General features: G+C 44.3%; 23 protein-coding genes. 9 read left to right on the top strand and 14 right to left on the bottom strand.

All coding sequences use genetic code 11. From position 1 onward, the window contains the following. Nucleotides 1-66 precede the first annotated feature (66 nt). The 6 genes from ACLD71_RS20960 to ACLD71_RS20985 all read right to left on the bottom strand — a co-directional run bounded on the left by ACLD71_RS20960 (nucleotide 67) and on the right by ACLD71_RS20985 (nucleotide 5,168). Nucleotides 67-1,062, bottom strand: coding sequence for a branched-chain amino acid aminotransferase (locus ACLD71_RS20960; RefSeq protein WP_411991928.1), 996 nt, complete (start codon nucleotides 1,060-1,062; stop codon nucleotides 67-69). A gap of 463 nt (nucleotides 1,063-1,525) precedes the next feature. Beyond that, complete coding sequence (locus tag ACLD71_RS20965) at nucleotides 1,526-1,864, bottom strand: hypothetical protein (protein ID WP_411991929.1); 339 nt, start codon at nucleotides 1,862-1,864, stop codon at nucleotides 1,526-1,528. A gap of 195 nt (nucleotides 1,865-2,059) precedes the next feature. Further along, the gene (locus ACLD71_RS20970; protein WP_411991930.1) at nucleotides 2,060-2,782 is read right to left on the bottom strand and encodes a hypothetical protein; all 723 of its coding nucleotides are present in this window, start codon (nucleotides 2,780-2,782) and stop codon (nucleotides 2,060-2,062) included. Between the two features lie 228 nt (nucleotides 2,783-3,010). After that, the gene (locus ACLD71_RS20975; RefSeq protein WP_411991931.1) at nucleotides 3,011-3,958 is read right to left on the bottom strand and encodes a pyridoxamine 5'-phosphate oxidase family protein; all 948 of its coding nucleotides are present in this window, start codon (nucleotides 3,956-3,958) and stop codon (nucleotides 3,011-3,013) included. Between the two features lie 17 nt (nucleotides 3,959-3,975). After that, nucleotides 3,976-4,449, bottom strand: coding sequence for a DUF1348 family protein (locus ACLD71_RS20980; protein WP_411991932.1), 474 nt, complete (start codon nucleotides 4,447-4,449; stop codon nucleotides 3,976-3,978). Nucleotides 4,450-4,556: 107 nt separating this feature from the next. Next, a complete protein-coding gene (locus ACLD71_RS20985; protein ID WP_411991933.1) occupies nucleotides 4,557-5,168 on the bottom strand; it encodes a glutathione S-transferase family protein in 612 nt (203 codons plus the stop codon). A 273-nt stretch (nucleotides 5,169-5,441) separates the two neighbouring features. Between ACLD71_RS20985 and ACLD71_RS20990 the strand changes: the two genes are divergently transcribed. Both ACLD71_RS20990 and ACLD71_RS20995 read left to right on the top strand, forming a co-directional pair. Beyond that, complete coding sequence (locus tag ACLD71_RS20990; protein ID WP_411991934.1) at nucleotides 5,442-6,026, top strand: TetR/AcrR family transcriptional regulator; 585 nt, start codon at nucleotides 5,442-5,444, stop codon at nucleotides 6,024-6,026. 78 nt (nucleotides 6,027-6,104) lie between these two features. Further along, nucleotides 6,105-7,058: a hypothetical protein gene (locus ACLD71_RS20995; RefSeq protein ID WP_137671675.1), complete on the top strand. Its 954-nt coding sequence runs from the start codon at nucleotides 6,105-6,107 to the stop codon at nucleotides 7,056-7,058. 9 nt (nucleotides 7,059-7,067) lie between these two features. On the opposite strand, the gene ACLD71_RS21000 is transcribed toward ACLD71_RS20995, so the two are convergent. Then, a complete protein-coding gene (locus ACLD71_RS21000; protein ID WP_235836133.1) occupies nucleotides 7,068-8,234 on the bottom strand; it encodes a PQQ-dependent sugar dehydrogenase in 1,167 nt (388 codons plus the stop codon). 156 nt (nucleotides 8,235-8,390) lie between these two features. Further along, nucleotides 8,391-9,878, bottom strand: a complete 1,488-nt coding sequence (locus ACLD71_RS21005) for an L-fucose/L-arabinose isomerase family protein (protein ID WP_137671676.1) — start codon at nucleotides 9,876-9,878, stop codon at nucleotides 8,391-8,393. 346 nt (nucleotides 9,879-10,224) lie between these two features. Here ACLD71_RS21005 and ACLD71_RS21010 point away from each other — a divergent pair, with 346 nt between their 5' ends. Continuing rightward, complete coding sequence (locus ACLD71_RS21010) at nucleotides 10,225-10,656, top strand: GNAT family N-acetyltransferase (RefSeq protein WP_137671677.1); 432 nt, start codon at nucleotides 10,225-10,227, stop codon at nucleotides 10,654-10,656. A 122-nt stretch (nucleotides 10,657-10,778) separates the two neighbouring features. Here ACLD71_RS21010 and ACLD71_RS21015 read toward each other — a convergent pair whose 3' ends face one another. From ACLD71_RS21015 to ACLD71_RS21040, 6 genes are all read right to left on the bottom strand, one after another. Then, entirely contained in the window at nucleotides 10,779-11,822 is a 1,044-nt protein-coding gene (locus ACLD71_RS21015) for an alcohol dehydrogenase family protein (protein ID WP_137671678.1), read from the bottom strand. Next, entirely contained in the window at nucleotides 11,822-12,337 is a 516-nt protein-coding gene (locus ACLD71_RS21020; RefSeq protein ID WP_137671679.1) for a TetR/AcrR family transcriptional regulator, read from the bottom strand. Before ACLD71_RS21020 ends, ACLD71_RS21015 begins: the two co-directional genes overlap by 1 nt. A gap of 177 nt (nucleotides 12,338-12,514) precedes the next feature. After that, nucleotides 12,515-12,928 carry a lysozyme inhibitor LprI family protein gene (locus tag ACLD71_RS21025; protein ID WP_235836134.1) on the bottom strand — a complete coding sequence of 138 codons (414 nt, stop codon included), beginning with the start codon at nucleotides 12,926-12,928 and terminating at the stop codon, nucleotides 12,515-12,517. A gap of 85 nt (nucleotides 12,929-13,013) precedes the next feature. After that, a complete protein-coding gene (locus ACLD71_RS21030) occupies nucleotides 13,014-13,538 on the bottom strand; it encodes a GNAT family N-acetyltransferase (RefSeq protein WP_137671680.1) in 525 nt (174 codons plus the stop codon). Between the two features lie 200 nt (nucleotides 13,539-13,738). After that, a complete protein-coding gene (locus ACLD71_RS21035; RefSeq protein ID WP_137671681.1) occupies nucleotides 13,739-13,987 on the bottom strand; it encodes a DUF3297 family protein in 249 nt (82 codons plus the stop codon). Between the two features lie 179 nt (nucleotides 13,988-14,166). Beyond that, nucleotides 14,167-15,648 (bottom strand): ricin-type beta-trefoil lectin domain protein, encoded by a 1,482-nt coding sequence (locus tag ACLD71_RS21040; RefSeq protein ID WP_411991936.1) that lies wholly within the window; start codon nucleotides 15,646-15,648, stop codon nucleotides 14,167-14,169. 332 nt (nucleotides 15,649-15,980) lie between these two features. On the opposite strand from ACLD71_RS21040, the gene ACLD71_RS21045 reads away from it, so the two are divergent. From ACLD71_RS21045 to ACLD71_RS21070, 6 genes are read left to right on the top strand one after another with little or no spacing between them, the layout of a single operon-like run. Continuing rightward, a complete protein-coding gene (locus ACLD71_RS21045) occupies nucleotides 15,981-17,207 on the top strand; it encodes an extracellular solute-binding protein (protein WP_411991937.1) in 1,227 nt (408 codons plus the stop codon). A gap of 54 nt (nucleotides 17,208-17,261) precedes the next feature. Next, nucleotides 17,262-18,131, top strand: coding sequence for a carbohydrate ABC transporter permease (locus ACLD71_RS21050; protein WP_152781747.1), 870 nt, complete (start codon nucleotides 17,262-17,264; stop codon nucleotides 18,129-18,131). After that, complete coding sequence (locus tag ACLD71_RS21055) at nucleotides 18,128-18,940, top strand: carbohydrate ABC transporter permease (protein WP_406610798.1); 813 nt, start codon at nucleotides 18,128-18,130, stop codon at nucleotides 18,938-18,940. Before ACLD71_RS21050 ends, ACLD71_RS21055 begins: the two co-directional genes overlap by 4 nt. Nucleotides 18,941-18,951: 11 nt before the next feature. Further along, nucleotides 18,952-19,992, top strand: coding sequence for an ABC transporter ATP-binding protein (locus ACLD71_RS21060; RefSeq protein WP_411991939.1), 1,041 nt, complete (start codon nucleotides 18,952-18,954; stop codon nucleotides 19,990-19,992). After that, entirely contained in the window at nucleotides 19,982-20,755 is a 774-nt protein-coding gene (locus tag ACLD71_RS21065) for an MBL fold metallo-hydrolase (RefSeq protein ID WP_137671687.1), read from the top strand. Before ACLD71_RS21060 ends, ACLD71_RS21065 begins: the two co-directional genes overlap by 11 nt. Beyond that, nucleotides 20,745-21,557, top strand: coding sequence for an inositol monophosphatase family protein (locus ACLD71_RS21070; protein WP_411991940.1), 813 nt, complete (start codon nucleotides 20,745-20,747; stop codon nucleotides 21,555-21,557). The genes ACLD71_RS21065 and ACLD71_RS21070 overlap by 11 nt, the downstream gene beginning before the upstream one ends.

Here is a 21,557-nt window from a genome sequence, read left to right on the forward strand (position 1 = left end):
AATAGCGCCTTTATAAAACAAAACAGCCCGCATAATGCGGGCTGATAGTAACGTTAGATAAAGAGACTAAATGGTGGTTAACCAAGCATGTTGGTCCTCGGCTTTACCCCATTGAATGTCATTCAATGCTTGGCGCAGTTTTAAGGTGGTTTCACCCGCTTCGCCACTACCCACAGTATGCTCTTTACCTTTATGAATTAAGGTGCCTACTGGAGTAAGTACTGCAGCTGTTCCCGATAAAGCGGCTTCACAACCCGGCTTAGCAGCGCGTTCTAATAATTCATCTACGGTGAGTTGGCGTTCGCTTACCTTCAGGCCTAAATCACGGGCCAGAGTAAGAATAGAGTTACGCGTTACGCCGTGTAAAAAGCTGCTATCTAGCGCTTTAGTAATGAGCTCATCGCCATCAATTAAAATAAAGTTGGCTGCGCCGGTTTCTTGTACATCGCCATCAGGGCAGAACAATACTTGGTCGGCGTCTACTTCGTTACGCGCTTGGCTAATTGGCCCTAATGCGCTGGCGTAGTTACCGCCAGACTTCACCATGCCCATGTGCGGCGCACAACGCATACCGTTTTCTTCAAGCAACAAACGCAAAGGCTTAGCGCCTACTGCAAAGTAGTCGCCCACAGGAGAAAGCAATACATATAACAATGCGGAGTTAGTCGGAGCCGCCGCTTTACCAATCGCAGGCTCGGTGCCGATAAAAGTGGGACGAATGTACATAGAGCCTGGTGCAGCGGGTACTTCACTAGCAAATTTAGCCACTATGTCTTTAACCATTTGCTCTAATAGCTCAGGTTTAAAAGCAGGCAAACTCAATAATTCGGCAGATTGCGCCATACGTTTAATGTTGGCATCCATACGGAAGATATGCACACTGCCATCTTCATGGCGAAAGGCTTTAAGTCCTTCAAAACAAGTACTTGAGTAATGAAGTACGTGTGCACCAGGGTGTAGGCTAATACTGTCAGACGAGACAATTTCACTATCACCCCATTGTTGATCTTCGTATTTTGCCAATGCCATTTGTGGCATAAAAACCGTACCAAAAGCTGCCATGTTGTGTTCCTAATTATGCTTGGGCTTAAACGCCCTTTTTATATTTTTACTGAAATGGAGTAGAAAGCTGGTGGGATTAAATGAGTTCGCACTATTTACAACCGATATACCAGAACAACCACTGCCAATTTATCCATAAACTGGGTTCGCTGAATGGTAAAAGAGTATGTGGTGTTATGTCACTGCGATCAAGCTTAAGACTCGTCCAATCTGAAAATATTCTGCAATAAATGCAGTGGGAGTACTATTTTCACAACCGGAAAGGCCAATTTTCAGTGTTGTGGCTGTTGCTGTGTTGCAGCTCAAGCTTCTTAGCTAGAGACGCACTCAGTATTTATACGCGGCTATATACACCAACAAACTGAGCCAATGAAAATAGATGAAAGCGCCTTTGTTTTTACCTATTAAGTCAAACAATGTGAGCAAGCTTACTTTATGTGTTTGCGGTGTTTCTTCGGTTTAATCACTCACTACAGGGGCAACTTACTGCCGGAATATAGTTAAGTTTATTTTGTTTAAACAGCGAAAATACAAGCAACAATTCCTTGTTTATATACTCGATCAGCGCCTCTTCATTTGTAGCTGAAGCAACCTGCTCATTCTCATATAACCAACCACCGCAACCAAAGCCCACCAATGGCAACTCTTTTGGTAAAATCTGCGGGTCATCAGCAATTTCTACCACTAGCGATTTACCTTTTAATTGAAGATACCACGAGTACCCATCAATTCGCCCACGGGCTTTTGATGTTGCATCCAAAAGTAAACTCCCAGACCAATTTTCACCGGATAATTCAATCATATGTTGTTACCTTGGCAATGCCCCAACAGGGGATAAGTTTGGCGAGTTCCAGAGTACGCTGGCCGAGTAGCCTTAAAATCCACCGAGTATTGCTGAGCCTTTTACCTGTTTTATAAGCTGGCATAAACACCTCATCTTGTTTTAATCAAGTGTCTACTGAATCGGGTCAACTACAGCGTCCTTTTGAGTAAATTGTTAGCTTTTATTTAAAAATATAAGTGCCGCGATGATTATCCCCGCAACAATAAACAGTAACTTATTATTATTTTTACTGCTCTCATTTGGAGTAGTTGGCTTAGCAATATGCTCGATTTGTTTTTTTGGCTCTGATTCTTCTGTTGTTTCTAAAGATAAACTAAAAGGGTCTGAGCCACGCTTAATTTTTAATTTATCTTCGTACTCCTCCCAAACATCAAGGTGAAGCTTATGCAAAGTACTATGTGATTCCGGTTCGCCCCAAACTTCAATTAGCCACTTAACATCAGTTTTATTCAGTAAAGTTAAATCTGTATAGCCGAGGGATTTATAAGAGAAAGGTAAAGTTTTTAACTTCTCTCCTGGAATTGATTCAATCACGTTGTATCCAGGCTCTTGTAATTTTTCAGAGTACGGGATTGAAAACGAATCAACAGCTGCTAACCAATAAAGTAAGTAGAGTTGCTCATCATAGGATTCTTTTTCTTTTCTTTTTTCTCTGATTAGTGCTCTAGTTGCAATAGCTGCTTCTCGAAACGAAGCAGGTAACGGCAGATTTTCTAAAGCCAGTTTGAGCCTCTTTGCTGGTTCACCTTTATATTTTTTAATTCGGTCAGCCCAAAACTCACCATTATTTAGCTCTTCAGAGTGTCTATTCCAAAACTCAATAGTGTGATTATCTGCTTCAAGGTCATCTGAAGTTTTATGCCACGAGTTACTCATAAGTCTCCGTAAAAGCTAACAGGTTATTAAAAGGAAAGACTCCTTGTTTAAACAAGGAATCTTTCCTTTTATCACACATTTGATAAACCCAGATTATCACCTTTCCTAAACTACATTAGCCACCTAGCTCGAAAAATAACAAAAACATCAGCACAAAAGAATGCCAGACCTTGTGGACAAGAAATGTGAAAACAAACAGAGTTGAAAAAAGGGCTTATTTTTGTTCCATCAAAAGTCTAGCGCGGGAGAATACTCCACATCAGAACTCTGCACTAAGGTGGCAATATCTAAGCGCAAGCATTGCTCTATATTTACCTGCACATAACGCTGTGCGCCTTCATAGTTAAACTCCTCTGTTTCGCCCCACAGTATTTCCGCATGACCTTTTATCCAAAATCCACAGCCAGTTTCAAAATCCGGGATATACAACCCCACTCGAGAATCGGCAACTATATTGCCCAAGGTATTGAAGAAGTTGTTACCGGAGAAATCTGGAAAGATAAGCCTTTGTTTAGGGCTATTTGTTTGCTTGAGCAAGGCTACAAAACCTGGCTTTCCGCCTCGGTGAGATACATCAACGCCTCCGCTTTCTGCTTGCCCTTTTATAACTGCGCGCGAAGCAATGAAAAAGGTATCGCACTGCTCTAGGTGTTGCTTTAATACTAGGTCGTTTGATGCTAGTTTTTTGAAATCAGTAACTCTGGGTGCTTTTAGCCCTGCAAAAGCATCAAGCTGTAATTCGCGCTTTTGAATATACTTAGGGCAGTTGCCAAAGCTTTGCTCTACTTCAAAACGCAGCAGGTGGTCGCTAGCATAGCTAATCAGCCCGTTAGCTCGGTTACGCCTGCGGGTATTAAGCTCTAAACCCAGTAAAGCCAAGCTGTCGCCAGCACTTAGGCTGGCTAGCCCCGAATACTCGATTAATGCTCTCGCTTCTATAGACAAGGTTTGAGCATTGGGTGAGCTAATAAACCCTTGCTCGCCCAATATCGGTGAAGCCCATGGGTGCCCCTCGTTGTCGAGTAACCCTGCGTATAACAAGGCTTGCTGCGAAAAAAAATCGCGATGCTGATCGGGCATAAAGTCACGAATAAACTTGTCGCCAATCGGCCCGATATGCTCTTTTACGCCAGCACGCGCTTGTACCACCAATTCGCCTTGATGAAAAACACCCATGAATGTCTCCGTTATTTTTATAAACCTAGATCACTCAAGCTTGGGTGATCGTCTGGCCTGCGCCCTTGCGGCCAATGAAACAGGCGCTCTTCTTCGCTTATTGCTAGGTCATTAATGCTGGCAAAACGTTTTTGCATTAAGCCATTTTCATCAAACTCCCAGTTTTCATTGCCATAAGCGCGATACCATTGGCCAGCTTTGTCCTGCCACTCGTAGGCAAATCGCACCGCAATACGATTACCGCTATAGGCCCATAATTCTTTAATCAAACGGTAAGCTTGTTCTTTTTCCCACTTTTCACTCAAAAAATGCTGAATTTGCTCGCGGCCCTTAATAAAGCTATCGCGGTTTCGCCACTGGCTATCTTTGGTATAGGCTAAAGCCACTTTTTCTGGGTTGCGTGAGTTCCAACCATCTTCAGCCATGCGCACTTTTAGTGCAGCTGTGTCGGCATCAAACGGCGGTAGTGGAAGGCGTTGCTCTATGGTCATACTGTTTTCCTATGTTTGAGTCGTAATTCATTGAATGCGTTCTGTTTAAGCAATTTTTAGGCTAGCTCGGTGTTTACATCGCTAAACACCGAGCTATTTGCGCTAACTTAAACGGCTTCTTTTAAGGGAGTTTTTTGCATTGCAACAAATCCATCAAGCGCTTCTACATTCGCTAACCAGCGCAAAATATTTGGGTAAGCATCTAGCTCAACCTTGCCTTCTGGTGCATGAGCGATATAGGAGTAACATGCTACGTCGGCAATGCTCGCTCGCTCACCTACCATCCACGCTTTACCTTCAAGCAAACCATCAATAATCGACAGCATTTGATGGCTGGCTTCGATTACTGTCTCTTGATCAAACTTGGCGCCAAATACCGTAATTAAACGAGCGCGAGCTGGCCCTTCGGAGAGGTTGCGTGCAGCTAGCGCCAACCATTGTTGAATTTGCGCTTGTTGTTCGCTGTTTTTCGGGTTCCAGCTCGGCGCATAGGTGTTGGCAAGGTGAATAATAATGGCGATGGAATCTCGAATCACCAGGCCATCGTCGTCCAGTACTGGTACTTGAGCAAAAGGATTAATCGAGCGAAAAGCGTCTTGTTTGTGCTCTCCTTGCGCTAAGTTAACTGGAATTTTTTGATACTGCAGTTTTAGCAAAGCCAGCATCAATCTCACTCGATGGGCGTGACCAGACAACTCGAAATCGTAAAGCTTTAACATAACCTTATCCTTAGTTGATTAAACATTCTTGGCTCAAAACCTGATGACTTCGCCTTCGCAAAGTAAACAAGTCGGTCTACTTGCCATTTAAATTAGGAGACAGGTCTGTCTATGTCAATAAAAATATCACCCAAAGGGCAGAGACAAATTTGAATAGCCAGCTAACAAGCTGTTTTAAAAAGAGAATTTAAATTTGAAAAATTTGTGAGCCAGAGAGTTTGCCGAATCAGGAGACAGAGCGGTATACTTATCACGAAGCAATCAGGAAACATTATGGCCAGTACTAAACGCGATTTACTTATCGACACCGCCCAAGGGCTGTTTTACCAACACGGTTTTAGAGCTACGGGTATTGATACCATTTTGGCTGAATCAGGTGTGGCCAAAAAAACCTTGTATAACCATTTTAAGTCGAAAGAAGATCTTATCGTTGCTTGCCTATATCGGCGTGATCAGCAGCTGTTAGCGCTTTTAGAAAACAGCATTGAACAGCTTGCTCCCCAGCAAAAGTGCCAGCCACAGTTTGCCCGCATCATGGCCTTTTTTGATGCTCTTGATAGTTGGATTAACTCAGATAACTTTTTTGGCTGCATGTTTATTAATGCCTCTGCCGAATACCATCAAGCGGATAATCCGGTACATATTGCCTGCACCGAACACAAAAACTTGGTGATAAAGCTTATCGAACAACAGTTAAGTGAGTTAGCACTCACCCAACCTTTAGAGACTGCCAAACAGCTAGCTATTTTAGCCGATGGCGCGATAGTAGGCGCTCACACCACTAACGATTCGGCATCAGCAAAACACGCGAAAGCAGTGGCTGAAGTTCTGTTAAACAGCTTTGCCCAAGCGGCTTAACAGTTGCTGTAAAGAGTGATGTTGGTAATTGCTCAATTTGATATATTGCCATTTTTCAGGTAACCACAGTGATGAATAATGCCTACATTTCAAGCTAGTAAACTCCCTCTTCCCCGCAGCGACGATGAATTTGAAGACATGGTTACAGCTGTTTATAACAGTTCACAAACAGCTGTTTTTCCAACGTTTCAGCGTTATGGGCGTAATGGGCAGAAGCAAGATGGGGTGGATGTATTTTGTTCTGAAACTAAAACAGCAATACAGTGCAAATTGTTAAGCAGTATTATCACTCAGCAAATTATTGATGCTGAACTAAGCAAGTTTAAAGATGGTCGCTTTTGGCCTGAAGATGACCAGCAAAAGTATCGTGACTATGTGTTTGCCGTAAGCCACGATAGAGACACACATATACAAAACTATATTGAATCTATATCTAGCCAAGAGCTATCTATCAGCATTATTTTTTGGCCAGAAATTCAAAATAAGATCACTCAAAATAAGCCCTTACTTAGTCAATTTTACCCTGAGCTCTCATGTTTGAACCAAACCGCTCAAACCCAGCTATCGGCCAATGATGAACAATGTATAAGCCAACTAATTAATGCTTTAAGTGGCAACCGAAATAACTCTGAACAAGCAAGCTTATTTGTTACTGAAAATGCCTACATAACCAAGCAGTTTAGCTCTGAATTTATCGACAGTATCTCTCAAATTGTTTGCCAGCCGCCATTTTTCCAAGATTCAAATTTAGAGAACTTAAAACGCAACTTATTCCAACAGCTTTCTGCATTTTTACGTATATTTGGCCAATACTACTCACGCAATAAGTCATCAACTTATTCTCGTATTCAGCCGATTAACCCTCAAGATTTTGAGATATTGGCACGAGCCACTGAAGAGTTATTAGTTGCGGTCGAACCCGCTAGGCTAATCTTCAATACTCTGTTGGTTAACACTGCATGGCAAGGCTCAGCTAGTAGCCAAAATATCTGTCGATACTATGGCTTAGACTACACAAAGGCTCTATGTTGAAAAACAGATTTAAGGCACGGCCAATGGGCTAAGCCTGTAGATATTGCCGCTATCACCACTAAAATAGATGTTTCCTTGGCTATCGCTAAGTAGTGCGCGCACCCGTTCATTCAAGTCTTCAAGTAAACGTTCTTCACCAACGGGCATACCGTTTTCATCCATAATGATGCGGTTAATGTGCTGTAGCTTTAATGCTCCGCTTAATAAGTCACCTTGCCAGGCCGGAAAAGCAGCGCCGAAGTAAAGCATTAATGAACCAGGCGCAATAGAGGGAACATACACTTTTAAGGGTGAGTTTATTCCTTCTTTTATTTCTGCTTCGCCAACCTTTAACGGCCCCCAGTATTCCTTACCATGAGAGGTAATCGGCCAACCATAGTTAGCGCCTGCTTCAATTAAATTAAGCTCATCACCACCACGTGGGCCGTGCTCTATGGCCCATAGGCGCTGGTGCTTTGTATCATAAGCGAGACCTTGAGGATTGCGGTGACCGTAACTATATATAGCGTCGGCTACTTTTCTATTAGCTACAAAAGGGTTGTTGCTTGGTAGGCTACCATCAAGATTTAGTCGAATAATGCTGGCCGCATGGTTAGCGGTATTCTGGCCATTATCACGCTCTCCTCTATCTCCAACAGAGAAATACAGATAAGATTCATCGAACGCAATTCGACTGCCGTAATGGCGATTAGTAGAACCTGCAGAGTTGGTAACGAGCACATCTCGCCAGTTACTCATCATCACTTGGCCAAATTCATTTTGCTTAATTTGCGCTTTAGCTAGGGTTGTTACGCCGCTGCCATTGAGTGGCTTGCTGTAGGTAAAATAGAAGCTTCCATCGGGTCCACGTACAACATCTAACAATCCACCTTGACCCTGCGCCCAAATTGCCGGTAAACCAGCAATGCTCTTCCAGGCTTTCTTCCCTTGTTTAGCTTGAGTAAGGTTAACACTTACTAACTCACCATGGCGCAAAGTAATAACCAATGTATCGGCATTAAGCCAAGCCATACCCCAAGGCACACCAGGCAGTTGAGTGAGAGCCTCTACTTGTAAGTTGTAATCTTGGCTGGCGTGTTGAGTCGGCTTCGCATTAAGCTCACGAGTAAAAAGCATTGCTGCAAGTACACCCCCAAAAAGCCATAAAAAACTTATACGATTACTTAGCTTGCTCATTAGTTTATCCCTACGCCGAACCAAATGGACAAGCTAACTATAAGCAAATTTAGATGTATTCTACAGTTTAATATCTGCTCATTTAAGTTAGATAAGTCAAACAAAAAAGCCGACTAAGGTCGGCTTTCAAGACTGCAATTTTACCTATTTAGGCGTTTATAAAAACACACTTGGGATTTCGTTTGGAAAACGCTCTTGAGCAGGCTGGTTGTAATCGATGTCAGACACGCCCAATAAGTTAAGCACTTGGTACAGCGTTTTAGCTACATGGCCAAAAGCAATACCAGCGTGGTGCGGATAGCGTTTCTCAACCAATACATGGCGGTAAAAACGTTGCATCTCAGGAATGCCAAAGGCAGCAATTGCACCAAACGATTGCGGGTCGATATCGAGAATATCACCCTGCGCAACGTAGGCACGTAACTTAGTATCAGCGGTGGATTGCAAACGAAATAGGGTTATTTCACCCGGTTTAATTTGTCCTTCCAAGGTGCCACGAGTGATATCAGGCTCTTTGCCCGGCTCCATCAAGCTATGCATAATTTTTTGGAAACGAAGTTGCGAGTTTTTCATGCAGCTTGGCGCGGTGTTACCACAGTGGAAGCCCATGAATAGGTCTTTCGCCGTATAGTTACCCATTACCGCTGCACTAGCGTCAACCATATCTTGTGGCACAGTGTTGTTAATGTCTAACAAGGTAGCAGGGTGATTAGTGGCACAGGTGATCATGTACTCAGACAGCGCACCATAAATATCCACTTCACAAGCAACCGGAATACCGCGCTGCGCTAAACGTGCATTTACGTAACATGGCACAAAACCAAAGAACTTCTCAAACGACGGCCAACACTTATTGGCAAACACACCAAAGGTAGACGCGCCCATATTAGCCGCATGAAAATCTAGCAAGGCAGCTTCATACTGAGCAAGCTTAGGTAACAAATCTGGGTATGGGTTGTTATCACCAAGTTCCGCTTCCATCTCGGCAACAATTTTAGGAATGTCGGCATGGCCTTCGGCAGCTTGATAGATATCCAGCAAATCAAGCTCACTGTTTTCCATGATCTCTACGCCAAGATCAAACAAAGCTTTAATTGGCGCGTTACAAGCCACAAAATCTTGTGGTCGTGGGCCAAACGAGAAAATCTTCAAGCCTTGCAAACCCAGTATGGTGCGAGCTACCGGCACAAAATCACCAATCATGCTGGCAACTTCAGTAGGCGTGCCTACTGGGTACTCTGGAATATGTACGGCCAAGTTGCGCAACCCCGCACTGTAAGAGGCGTTAAGCACCCCACAATAAGCATCGCCGCGCGCATCTTTAAGGCCAGCGGTGGCTTCTTCGGCGGCAGCGACAAACATAGTTGGGCCAGCAAATCGCTGCGCCATAATGCTTAGTGGTCCTTCTGGGCCAAAGTTACCTAAGTAAATAGCCAAAGAGTTAATGCCAGCTTGCTTCGCTTCGGCCAGCGCCTTCACTACATCGTTTTCATTTTCGATAATGGTTTGTAGCTCAACCACTTCAATATCTTTTTCTATACAGGCTGCAGCCACCGCTTTACGGCGTTGCTCAGACAATGAAAGAGGGAAACAGTCACGGCTTACCGCAACAATACCTAATTTTACTTGTGGGATATTTATCATCACTCGCTCCACGGGTGCTTGGGTCTTTTGACCTTGGTTTTAGCTTTTGTTTTATAGTTGCCCTAGTGTGAATGAGAGCGGTGCAGTAAATGAATTGACGCGGATCAACAAAGGCTTCGCTTGTAAAATAACGGAATACCTATATTAAAAAGCGTTAGTGATAAAAATGGTTTACGACATATCCGCATTAGATTTGTTAACACTAGGTAAAGCAAATAGCCTCCTAATCAATCAGCCATGCCCCAACCCGATACTTATCACTCACAGCCATTTATTTGCTAATATTGGCGGGTAAAAATACGGTTTATTTGGCCGTTCGAATTGATTAAAAATATTGAGCAAGATAATGATTGTAGAAAATGTGCTTGCTGAAGATTACGCTGAAATGCTTAGTCTTTGGGAAGACTCTGTGAGAGTAACCCACGACTTCATTACAGAAGATGACATTGAGTTTTTTAAACCTATCATCCTTGAGCAGGCCTTTCCTGCTGTAGCCCTACGCTGCGTTAAAGATGCCAAGGGTGCTATTATTGGCTTTGTTGGCGCTGCCGATGAAAAAATTGAAATGCTGTTTATTGCCAATTCTGCTCGTGAGCAAGGCATTGGTAAACTGCTGCTGCAATATGCTATCGACACCTTAAACTGCACTAAAGTAGATGTGAATGAACAAAACCCAGCTGCGGTAGGTTTCTATCAACATATGGGATTTAAGCTTGTCTCTCGCTCCCCGCTTGATGACATGGGAAAACCTTTCCCCATTTTGCACTTAAGCCTTTAACTCATTAACTCAAAAGCTAGTAACGCTCTGCAGATCCGAAAGCCCCGAAGCAACTTTACTTCGGGGCTTTTTGATTAAGTGCTTTACTTAATAGACAAACAAAATGTATAGCGCGTAGCTAGCTACATCGTTAGCACAATTTTACCTAAGAATTTTTTCTCTAAGAAGGTGGTTTGCGCAGCCACTATCTCTTTTAATGGGTAAGTATGCGCAACTAGCGGCGCGATATCTTCGCGCTCGATGTGAGCAATCAAATTACCAAAAACCTCCGGCTCTATCACGGTACAACCAAAGAAACTTAAGTCTTTTAAGTACAAGGTGCGAACGTCTAATTCCACCATGGCTCCGCCAATCGCGCCCGATACCGCGTAACGGCCTTTTGGCCTTAAAACCTCAAGCAACTGAGGAAATAAACTACCCGCAACTAGGTCAATGACTACGTCAACACTGTTTGCGGACATCACATCGCTAAGCTTGTCGCTGCGCAGTACCACTTCATCAACACCAAGCTCTTCAATCATTTGCTGCTTGCTTGGGCTAGTCAGCGCAAGCACATACGCACCACGTGCTTTAGCCAATTGAATGGCCGCCGAACCAACACCGCCGGAAGCACCAGTAATTAATACCTTATCACCCTGTTTCACCTTAGCGCGGGTCAGTAAGTTTTCTGCGGTAGAGTAAGAGCAAGGAAACGACGCCAGCTCTGCATCACTATATTTGCTGGTTATTTTGTAGGCATGGCTAGCCGCTACTTTAGTGTATTCGGCAAAGCCGCCATCACACTCCGAACCAAAATACCAAGCTTGCTCTAGCGCTTTGCCATTCACTTCCGTTAAACAAGGCTCAATAAGTACCCGCTCTCCTACCCTACTCGGATCAACCTGCTCACCTACCGCCACAATGTAACCACAAACATCGGCACCTTGAATACGCGGAAACTGCAAAGCCTCACTCGACCAAGAGGCGTCCTCGGCCTTGTCACTTTTCGAATACCAACCAATACGGGTATTAATGTCGGTATTGTTTACCCCGGCGGCCGCTACTTTAATTAATACATCACGCGCGCCAATAATTGGCATTGCTACATCGCTGCGATAGCTCAGTTTATCGGTATCTCCGTGACCGGTCATATGCACGGCACACATTACTTTTGGAAGAGTTGTCATTACGAATTACCTAAAAGTTGTTCTAAAGTGAGTTGAGCAGCTTCAAAGCTGGGAGCACCAATTACCGGCCAAGCAGCGCTTACGCCCTCGTGCAGCAAAAAGATCTGCATGGCTAGCGCTTCATCGCCACAGCACGTTTCAAACAGGGCTAACAAATCTTGCTTATGTTGCTTTACTGCTTCGCTAATTAAGGTGTTATCGGGGTATGCTGCCAATGCGCTCATCGACATGCACCCGCTGGGTGCTTGTGTTTGCATCCACTGTTCTAGTTGCCTAAATATTGCTAACAGATTGTCTTTTCGCGAGTTTGTTTGCTCAGCTGAAAGCAGCTCAATATAACGAGCATGTCTATGCTGCAAAGCGCCAATTACCATCGATTCTTTAGAAGGGTAATAACGGTATAAGGTTCGCAAGCTTACCCCAGAGGCTTTTTGCAACTTAGCCACACTAGGCTCGGTAAACCCATAGTCACTAAATGCCCGCTCAAGTTGTTCGGCAATTTGTTGTTCAAGCATTGATGTTCTCAAGTAGAGTGTTCATTCTACCTGCGATGGTAGAATAAACACTCTACCTAGGTCAACAGAACATTTAAGCCAGAGGCACTATTGGGGTCGGGGTCGGGGTCGGGGTAGAGGTGAAGGTGAAGGTGGTGCTTGCGTTAACTGATTGAGATAAATGTGAAAAGCTGCAGCTTATTTAGGCTCGGGTAAAACTGGGGGCGTACTGTCCATATAAGTTAAAAAGTTTGACCAAATATCGTGAGTTCGCTGCTTAGTTAAGGCCGTTTTACAAGAGATAGCCATAACACCTCGAATCGACCCTTCTCGCCATTGTGTATAAATAGAGTCACAATGAGAAGACATATAAGCTTTCCAATCCGTTTGAGCTGCCTTAATAGCAATGATCAACTCAGGATCATAAGCATTGTGCTTAAAGCTAGCTTGCAAATACTGGCTTAACTTTGCATCTGCCGCTTCCAACTCAATAGCAGCACACTGATTAGTGTCGAAGGTAGAAATAGCATTCTCACAATCAAGAGGTTCATCCGCAGCTCCAATGGCAAACGAAAAACTCAACAAAGTTAATAAGATGTACTTTTTCATCATTTTGTATTCAACCAATTCTTGTTTAACAAATCACATCGCTTAATAGACAACAGATAAAAATTCGCGACACCGTTCGCCACGACAATCAATTGCGCAATTTCCAGTGTTGACGAGTCATTCGATACAAGCGCACTTGTCGCTTATGAAATTGCTGAAGACTGTATTCAACGAATCCAGCCTTTTCTGCCACCCTAATTGACCCAGCATGTTCTGGTTCGATAAGAACAACTACGGATTCACGCCTTTCTTGCTCGAAAACATATTCTATTACACCTTTAACCGCTTCTGTTGCAAAGCCGTGATGCCAATATGAACGTGCTAAACGGTAGCCTAAGTTGATCTCCTCAACGCCGCTGACTATCTCAGGTGAAACTCCACAAAAGCCTATAAACTTATCTGATATTTTCTCAACCAAAGCCCATGGGCCAAGCCTATGAGATGAGTAGCATTTTAAACACCAGCCTATAAAGTCTCGCGTAGCGTCTTCATCACAGACTCCGCGAACTGAATACTTCATAACTTCTGGGTCACGTAGTATTTCAGCTAAAGCCGTAAGGTCTTGATAAGATAATGGCCTTACTACCAACCTTGGTGTTTCAAATAGTTGCACTAAGTTCTCTTTGAATATATCGCTGCAATTTGGAGGACAATTTTTTCATCTAAGAGCTTATCCTTATTCGGAACAAGCTAATAAAATGCAGATTATCACTTTTAATCTTTATCGGCTGCTTTAGCCAATAAAAAAGCCATAGTACTGTTAAGGCGTTATGGCTTAACAGCACTATGGCTTACCTATTTGTGGTAGCGGGCCTACTTGTAAAACGCTTCCACTTCGCCTTTAAGTTTAATGAGCATTGGCTGGCCAACACGGTCTTTAGCTTTAGGTGAAGGGATTTTTACCCACCCTTCGCTAATACAGTATTCTTCAACGTCGGTGCGCTCTTTGCCATTAAGTTTAATGCCAATGTCGTGCTCGAAACACTCGGCAACATGGAAAGGGCTGCGAGGGTTGCCCGCAAGATGATCTGGCAAAGCAGGTTTAGCGTTGTTGTCGCTCATGTTAACTACCTGAAATACGTAAAAAGTGCGTCATTGTAGACAATGCCAGCGCTAGCCCCTCAATAAATGCCACAAGCTAACACGCAGAGTAGTCACTTACTTAACAACTGCCTATCCTAATTGGCTATGGCAGCCTTTAATCCAACACGGCTGCCTTTTAACTTGCTAAGCAAATACCACTAGTGAGTGGTTTGCCAACGGCTTACTGGGCGTAACTCAAACCGTGTATTGGCATTGTAGCTATTACACGAATAAAGATGATATTGGGTGAGTAAACCACCGTTGTTGGTATCCATGCAAAAGCCATTGCCACTGTTGCCGCCATTGCTACTATGTTTGTTGGTAAAGCTGCCATTTTGTTTAAGTAACCAACGCTCGCTGTCGCCACCATCACAAGTCCACAAGTGTAACTTGGCGCCATTTCTTGCACGTCCGCCGTCAACGTCTACGCAGTAACTGGCATTTCCTTTAGGCCGTAACTGTGACTCGGCCGTATAAACAAACTGCTGGCTAGCGGTGTTACGGCAGGTTTCGTTCACCAAGGCTGCACCTTTGCGATAACTTCCGTCTTTAACCGCTAAACAGCGTTGTGACTGAGCATTATAAAGCTGAAAAAAACCAGGAGTTGATCGTCTAACACCCACTAGAGGAATGCTATTGTTCCAAGTTGTGTGCTGCTGCGGAGTATTTTTCTCTCGATTGATAAACTGAACTCCATGCGCCACTGCGGCGTAGTTGTATTCAAAACTATCGGGTGCGGCTGGCGAGGTGCCCCACAAATGCATCATTTGTTTGTTATTTGCTACCTCGTTAGCGACCTCTTGGTAATGCTTGGTTTGAGCCATGTTGTTACAAATAAAACGTTGCGAATCATCACGAGAAATTCCGCTCAAGCTACCACCTACTTTTACATGGTCAACGGTGCTGCCTTCAGGGCACATAAAACTTGCAGGGTAAACGCCGCGATTATTCCACAACCAATCCCAGCCAGAGCGAAAGTTTTGATTTTTGCTGCCAATTTTTCCGCCAGTTAACACCACTACAATTTTGCCACGCATATCTTTAATGAGTGGCCACCCATAGGCTTTGCTTAATGCTCTAACATTTTTGGCAGGCGAATTAGCAAGACTAGAATTAGCTTGCCTAGCCTTAGGCACTAGGTAGTTTTGTAAATAATTAGAAAAGCTATATTGGTAAGATCCAAGATGGTTAGACATCCATTCATCTAACAATGCTACTTCGTCATGGTTCCAGGCGTTGGCAGGATCCCAGCTCACCTTCATGTCCACTAAAACAACTACCGGAAAGTTTGGGTTATTTCTATCAATCCATTGCTTTATATCGTTAAAACAATCACCTAGGCGGGTATTACTGCCGCCAGAACAATTGCGTTTACCTGGGCTACTAGAGTGAGAAACATAAGGGCCTAGAGCCTCGTTTTCCCACTGCCCTCGATCGATGACATCCAGCTCTACCGCGCCAAAACCGTAGTTCAACCAATCAGTTAACTGGTTGCTGTAGTCTTGAGTATTGTGCTGTTGCATGTAGTAAATATCATTAAAGCGATCTCGATTGGGATCGATTGGCGTCACTGAGGGCACCGCTGCTAATACCCAAGAGCTGCTCAGCAAAAGCGCTAAACCAGTAATAGATTTAATCATGTGTTCATCCTTGCACTCGCGTTCAAAAAAGGAACACTAAATTACCTCTCAGATCATGACTGTTCGGTGAAGGCTAACCGAAACTTTCTTTACCAATCGATGATGTTTTTCTTACCAAGTATATAAAAACAGCGTGCACCGCCCAGAAAATAAGATATAGCAAGGCTCATGGCCCTCAACATTTCCTCATGATTTTATCTAGCAAAACCAAGCCAGACCATAAGTTTCACATTGCTGTCATGCAATTGACATTTTCGCTGATTAATTTGGATAGCGAAAAATGAACGCGCGTGCAATCACACTATTTATTTTCAAAGGACGAGGAATACAGCATGTTTCAACGCTTACTTGTGGCAACAGCCCTAGCCAGTGCCACCTTTTGCAGTGCCGCTACAGAATTAGTTATTGCCGGTCGCGATAGTAGTTATGGGCAGGCCATGCAACACATTGTGGATGAATATCAAAAAGCCCACCCTAGCACCAATATCAAACTGGTTAAGCGCCCAAGCAAAGGTTTATACGAGAGCATTAGTTTGTCGATGCGCGAAAAAACCGGCAACTACGATGTGATTTTGATGGACGATACCTGGGCTCCAGAGTTCTTATCAAACAATTGGCTTACCGCTCTACCTAAAGAAGTTGAAGATAAAGACTTTATTCAAGCGCCCTTTGATATTGGCCGCTACCCTAACGCAAACAGCGCAGCGTACGCAATGCCTATGGTAGGCAATGTCGCTATGTTTGCCTGGAACAAAGCGGTATTTGATGCCAACAACATTGAAAAACCAAGCTCGTGGTCAGAAGTATTAGCCGCAGCAAAAAAAATAAACGCCAACAGCGCCAAAGATACTAACGGCATTGTATTTAGAGGGGTCAAAGGCAACCCAATTGTAACTGGCTTTTTACCTATTTTATGGGGATACGGCGCCGATGTAGTAGACGCTAACGGCCAAGCCAGCTTGAATACTCCTGAAGCCAAACAAGCTCTAACTGCCTTTTTAGCCATGAAACAATATGCACCACGTGGGGTTGACGTATACAACGCCGATGAGGTGCGCGACTCGCTACAAAAAGGCAGCGCCGCCATGGCAATTGAAGTATGGCCAGCATGGGTGCCTAATTTAGATAACCCAGAAATGTCTAATGTGGTGGGTGATATGGAAATTATGGCCCCACCAGCAGAAGTAGGTGCGCCGGCTCCTATGTTAGGAATTTGGCAACTAGCGATCCCAGCTGACGCCAACAACAAAACCGAAGCGGCAGCGTTCTTAAAATTTGCCACCAGCCCAGCAATTCAAAAAACCTTGGCGCTAGATTATGGCATCCCTCCTACACGCGAGAGTATCTACAACGATGCTGAGGTTGTAAGCAAGTACCGTTGGTACCCGCAACAAGCTAAAGCGCTAACTACCGGCAAGGCTCGCCCACGTATTCATAACTGGGCAGAAGTAGAAAGCATCCTTGGTGACTTTTTACAAATGACCATGTTAGGCCAAATGACGCCAGAGCAAGCTTTAGAGCAAGCTCAACGCCGCATTAGCCGTGTCATTAAAGTGTAAAACCCATCCATGATGTTTGGCTCTACCTTAGTAGAGCCAAGTTGGAGTGATTGAATGTTATTTGAGAATCGTAAACAGCTGACCGCACTGTTATTGCCATCCCTAACAATACTGGGGCTGTTGGCTGTTTACCCTATTGGCTCGGTAATGATTAACGCCTTTGGCAGCGTAGATTATCTAAGCAAACAATATCAGTTTGTTGGCTTAGCTAACTTTGTAGAATTGTTTGAAGATTTCTTTTTCATCGCCGCCATGAAAAACACCTTAGTTTTTACACTTGTAGCCTCTTCTGCTCAGGTACTACTTGGTTTATGGCTGGCGCTGCTATTTAACCAAAAGTTCTCTGGCCGCCGCTTTGCTCTGCCCATTATCATTTACCCGATGATGATTTCTACGCTGGTATGTTCATCAATCTGGCGTTCCTGGTATCACTACGATTTTGGTCTTTTAAACAGTGCACTTGTAGCCATTGGCTTGCCAGCCCAAGAATGGTTATTTAACCCCGATTTAGCGCTGTACGCCATTGCGCTAGTAGACACCTGGCAATGGACCCCCATGGCCTTTTTAATCATATTGGCAGGCTTGCAATCTATCCCCAAAGACATTGGCGAAGCAGCGATGGTAGATGGTGCTAAAGGCTGGCGTGCCTTTACCTTTATCACACTGCCACTGATTCAAAAGCAGCTAATGTTGGCGTTTTTATTACGCTCTATCGACGCTTTCAAGCTCTTCGATAAAGTTTATGTCATGACGGGAGGAGGCCCAGGCAACGCCACCGAAACCCTTTCAATGTTTGTTTATAAATATGGTTTTCGTTTCTTTAACTTAGGTATGGCCAGTGCGGCAGCATTAGTCATGCTAGCCATCTCGTTATTAATGACCTTGTTTTACGCCCGCCGAGTAATGAAGGGAGGCAAACAATGAGCCGCTATTTACACCGTTTTTTTGTTTGGTCTGCGGTAGCTTTATTTATTCTGCCCATTGTTTGGATGTTTAGCACTGCCTTTAAATCGCCTGGCGAGATCTTCCATGCTGGAGCTAACTTAATTCCACAGCAAATCAGTCTTGCTTCTTTTCAAGCGCTGCTAAATGGAGAGCTGCCAATACTGGTGGCCAATACAGTATTCATTGCGCTTTCTGCCACCATGGTGTCGCTGTGCATTGCCTTTTTTGCAGCCTACGCGCTAGTACGTTATCGATTCCCAGCAAAGCTAGACAACCTATTTTTGCTGGCGGTGTTAGTAGTAAAAATGATGCCACCAATTGTAGTTGCAGTGCCGCTTTACTCTTTAATGAATACCCTTGGGCTACTAAACAGTCAGTTAGGTTTGGTATTGGCTTATCAGGTTTATACCCTGCCATTTTGTATTTGGATGTTGCTGAGCTTTATTCGCGATATTCCTCTAGAAATTGAAGAAGCAGCCGCAATGGACGGAGCTCACTTGCTCAAACGTTTAGCCTTTGTAGTATTTCCACTATGCGCACCCGGATTGGTTGCTACGGCTATTTTTGCCATGATTTTAGGCTGGAACGAGTTTCTCTTCTCGTTACTGTTTATTCATACCCCCGACAAATTCACCATCCCTTTATTTATCTCAAACTTTATGACCGAAGACGGCACCGCTTGGGGAGAGCTAATGGCCATAGGCATTGTGTCGTCGTTACCCATGTTGGCACTAGCAGGTTACATGCAGCGCTATTTGTTACGTGGTTTTTCCATGGGATTGAAATAGGACATCTACAAATGAAAACTCTAGAAATAAAACAAGTTGCTAAAGCCTATAACGGCCACACAGTTATCCCAGAGATAAACTTAAGCATTAATGATGGTGAATTTATGGTGTTTGTTGGGCCCTCGGGCTGCGGAAAATCTACCCTGCTGCGCATGATTGCAGGCTTAGAATCGATCACCAAAGGCAGCATTGCCCTTAATGGCAAAACCCTAAATGGCGTGCATCCATCCGCCAGAGAAGTGGCCATGGTGTTTCAATCCTATGCACTTTATCCACATTTGTCGGTAGAAAAAAACATGGCTTTTCCATTGCGTATGGCTGGCGTAAGCAAAAGTAAAACCAAGCAGTTGGTAAACGAAACCGCTGAAAAACTGCAACTAACCCCGCTGCTAAAACGCTTGCCGGGGGCATTATCTGGTGGACAACGCCAGCGGGTGGCAATTGGTCGCGCCATTGTGCGTGAGCCAGCTTTGTTTTTGTTTGATGAACCCTTGTCTAACCTAGATGCAAAACTTCGCAGCGAAATGCGGGTTTACTTAAAGCAGCTGCATCAGCAACTAAAAACCACCATGATTTATGTTACTCACGATCAAGTAGAGGCGATGACTCTCGCCGATAAAATAGTGGTGCTTAACCAAGGTGAGATTGCTCAAATTGGCGCACCAGAAACACTCTATAACCAACCGGCCAATAAGTTTGTCGCAGCCTTTATTGGCTCACCGGTGATGAACTTTATTCCACAAGATGCGTTTAGCTCGCTGCTTAATCACATTAGCTTGCCTAGTAATACTCAATCGGTAGGTTTAAGGCCAAACCAAGTAACTGTTGATAAACTGCACCCCGATTGCCATATGACAATTTCGGTAGTTGAACCATTAGGCCACGCTCGGCTTTATTACGGCGAGCTAGCAGGTAGCCAGTTTGTAGTGGAAAGCAGCGAACTCTATAACTGTGGCCAACAGCTGCCGCTAAAACTGAGCGATTCAACACTACATTTTTTTGATCACAATGAGCAACGTATTAACGCACTAGAGGTATCTAATGCCGCATAAGTTTAGTGCCGAAGTGATTGGCTGTGGAGACGCTTACGACGGCCAGCATACCAATGCTAGTTTGTTACTCAAACAAGACTGTTTTAGTTTGCTAATAGACTGTGGACCGTCGGTACCCAAGGCACTATTTGCCAAGCAGATAACGCCAGAGCAAATTGACGCGGTGTATGTAACCCATAGTCACCCAGATCACTGCTTGGGCTTAACCAGCTTAATAAATTGGATGGATGCCCAAGGCCGTAAAAAGCCCATTTACATCATTGCCCAGCAAACCCAATGGGCAGTGCTAAAACCTTTAATTGAATTTGCTTATTGGCCGCAAACGCAGTTGGGTTTTCAAGTTATTTGGCAAGACAGCGCAACCACATCAACCATTGGTCCTTGGAGCATAAAAACTGCCGCGACTCGCCACGCAGTCAGCAATTTGAGTTTGCAACTAAGTAATACCGACCAACACCGCTTGTTTTATTCTGGCGATGGCCTGTTATCAGAGCAAGGCGAACAACTAGCGGCTCAATCAGACTGGGTATTTTTGGAATGTGAAACCTTAGAACACCACTCTAGCCATGGCTCTTGGCAAGATATTAAAGGCTTACCTTGTAAAGCAAATAGCCTGTGGCGGCTTTATCACATAGACCCAAGCGTACGAGCTAGGTTAGCCAAATTAGTCCAAACAACCGCAAACATCCGTTTGGCCGAAGAGGGAACAGTGTTATGCAGCATCGAGCATCCAACAAACCAAGGAACTAGCCATGTCGCCTAACTCACTAGACCGAATATTAGCCAGCGCCTTACCCATCGCAAAACACGCCGGTGAATTAGCTATAGATTGGTTTAAGCGACGCGACGCATTACTTATAACCAGCAAAGGCCACCAAGATTGGGTAAGCCAAGCTGATCAAGAGGTAGAAAGCTACCTTCGCCAAGCCTTGCTTAACGCTTTTCCCCAGCATCAATTTTTAGGTGAAGAAAATGGTGGCCGCTACCAGCCCCCTTGTTGGGTGGTTGACCCCATCGACGGCACGACCAACTTTCTTTATGGCCAAGCCGACTTCGTAGTTAGCCTAGCCTTCGCCGATGAACAAGGGCCTGCTTTAGGCATTATTGTCGCCCCTGCCCTGCAGCGACTACTTTACGCAGTGCGTGGCAAAGGTGCATTTGAAATAGTGGATGGAAAAGCTAAGGCACTAAAGCCGCGGGCAGCGGCCAAAGAACAGTTAGTGGTGGGTTTAAATCTTAACTATCAACCAGGCATTCCCCAGCAATATATGGCGCATAGCCAAGTACTAATTGATGCAGGCCACCAAGTAAGGGTTAATGGTTCAGCTGCTTGGGGCTTAACTCAAGTTGCCACTGGCGAGTTAGATGCCTGCTACATGGGGGAAGTAAATATCTGGGATGCCATGGCTGCCCAAATTATCTGCCAAGAAGCCAATCTAAGCACCGCTCCTCATCTTATTGAACAGCTGCATGGCCCTGTTTGGGCCTGGCCTAAAGATGCTGCGATTAGCGACTTACTAAGTATCGACAATCACAAGGAGCAAGCTCATCAATCAGTTAAATAA

Source organism: Agarivorans sp. DSG3-1 (assembly GCF_046774965.1).
Taxonomy (GTDB): Bacteria; Pseudomonadota; Gammaproteobacteria; order Enterobacterales; family Celerinatantimonadaceae; genus Agarivorans.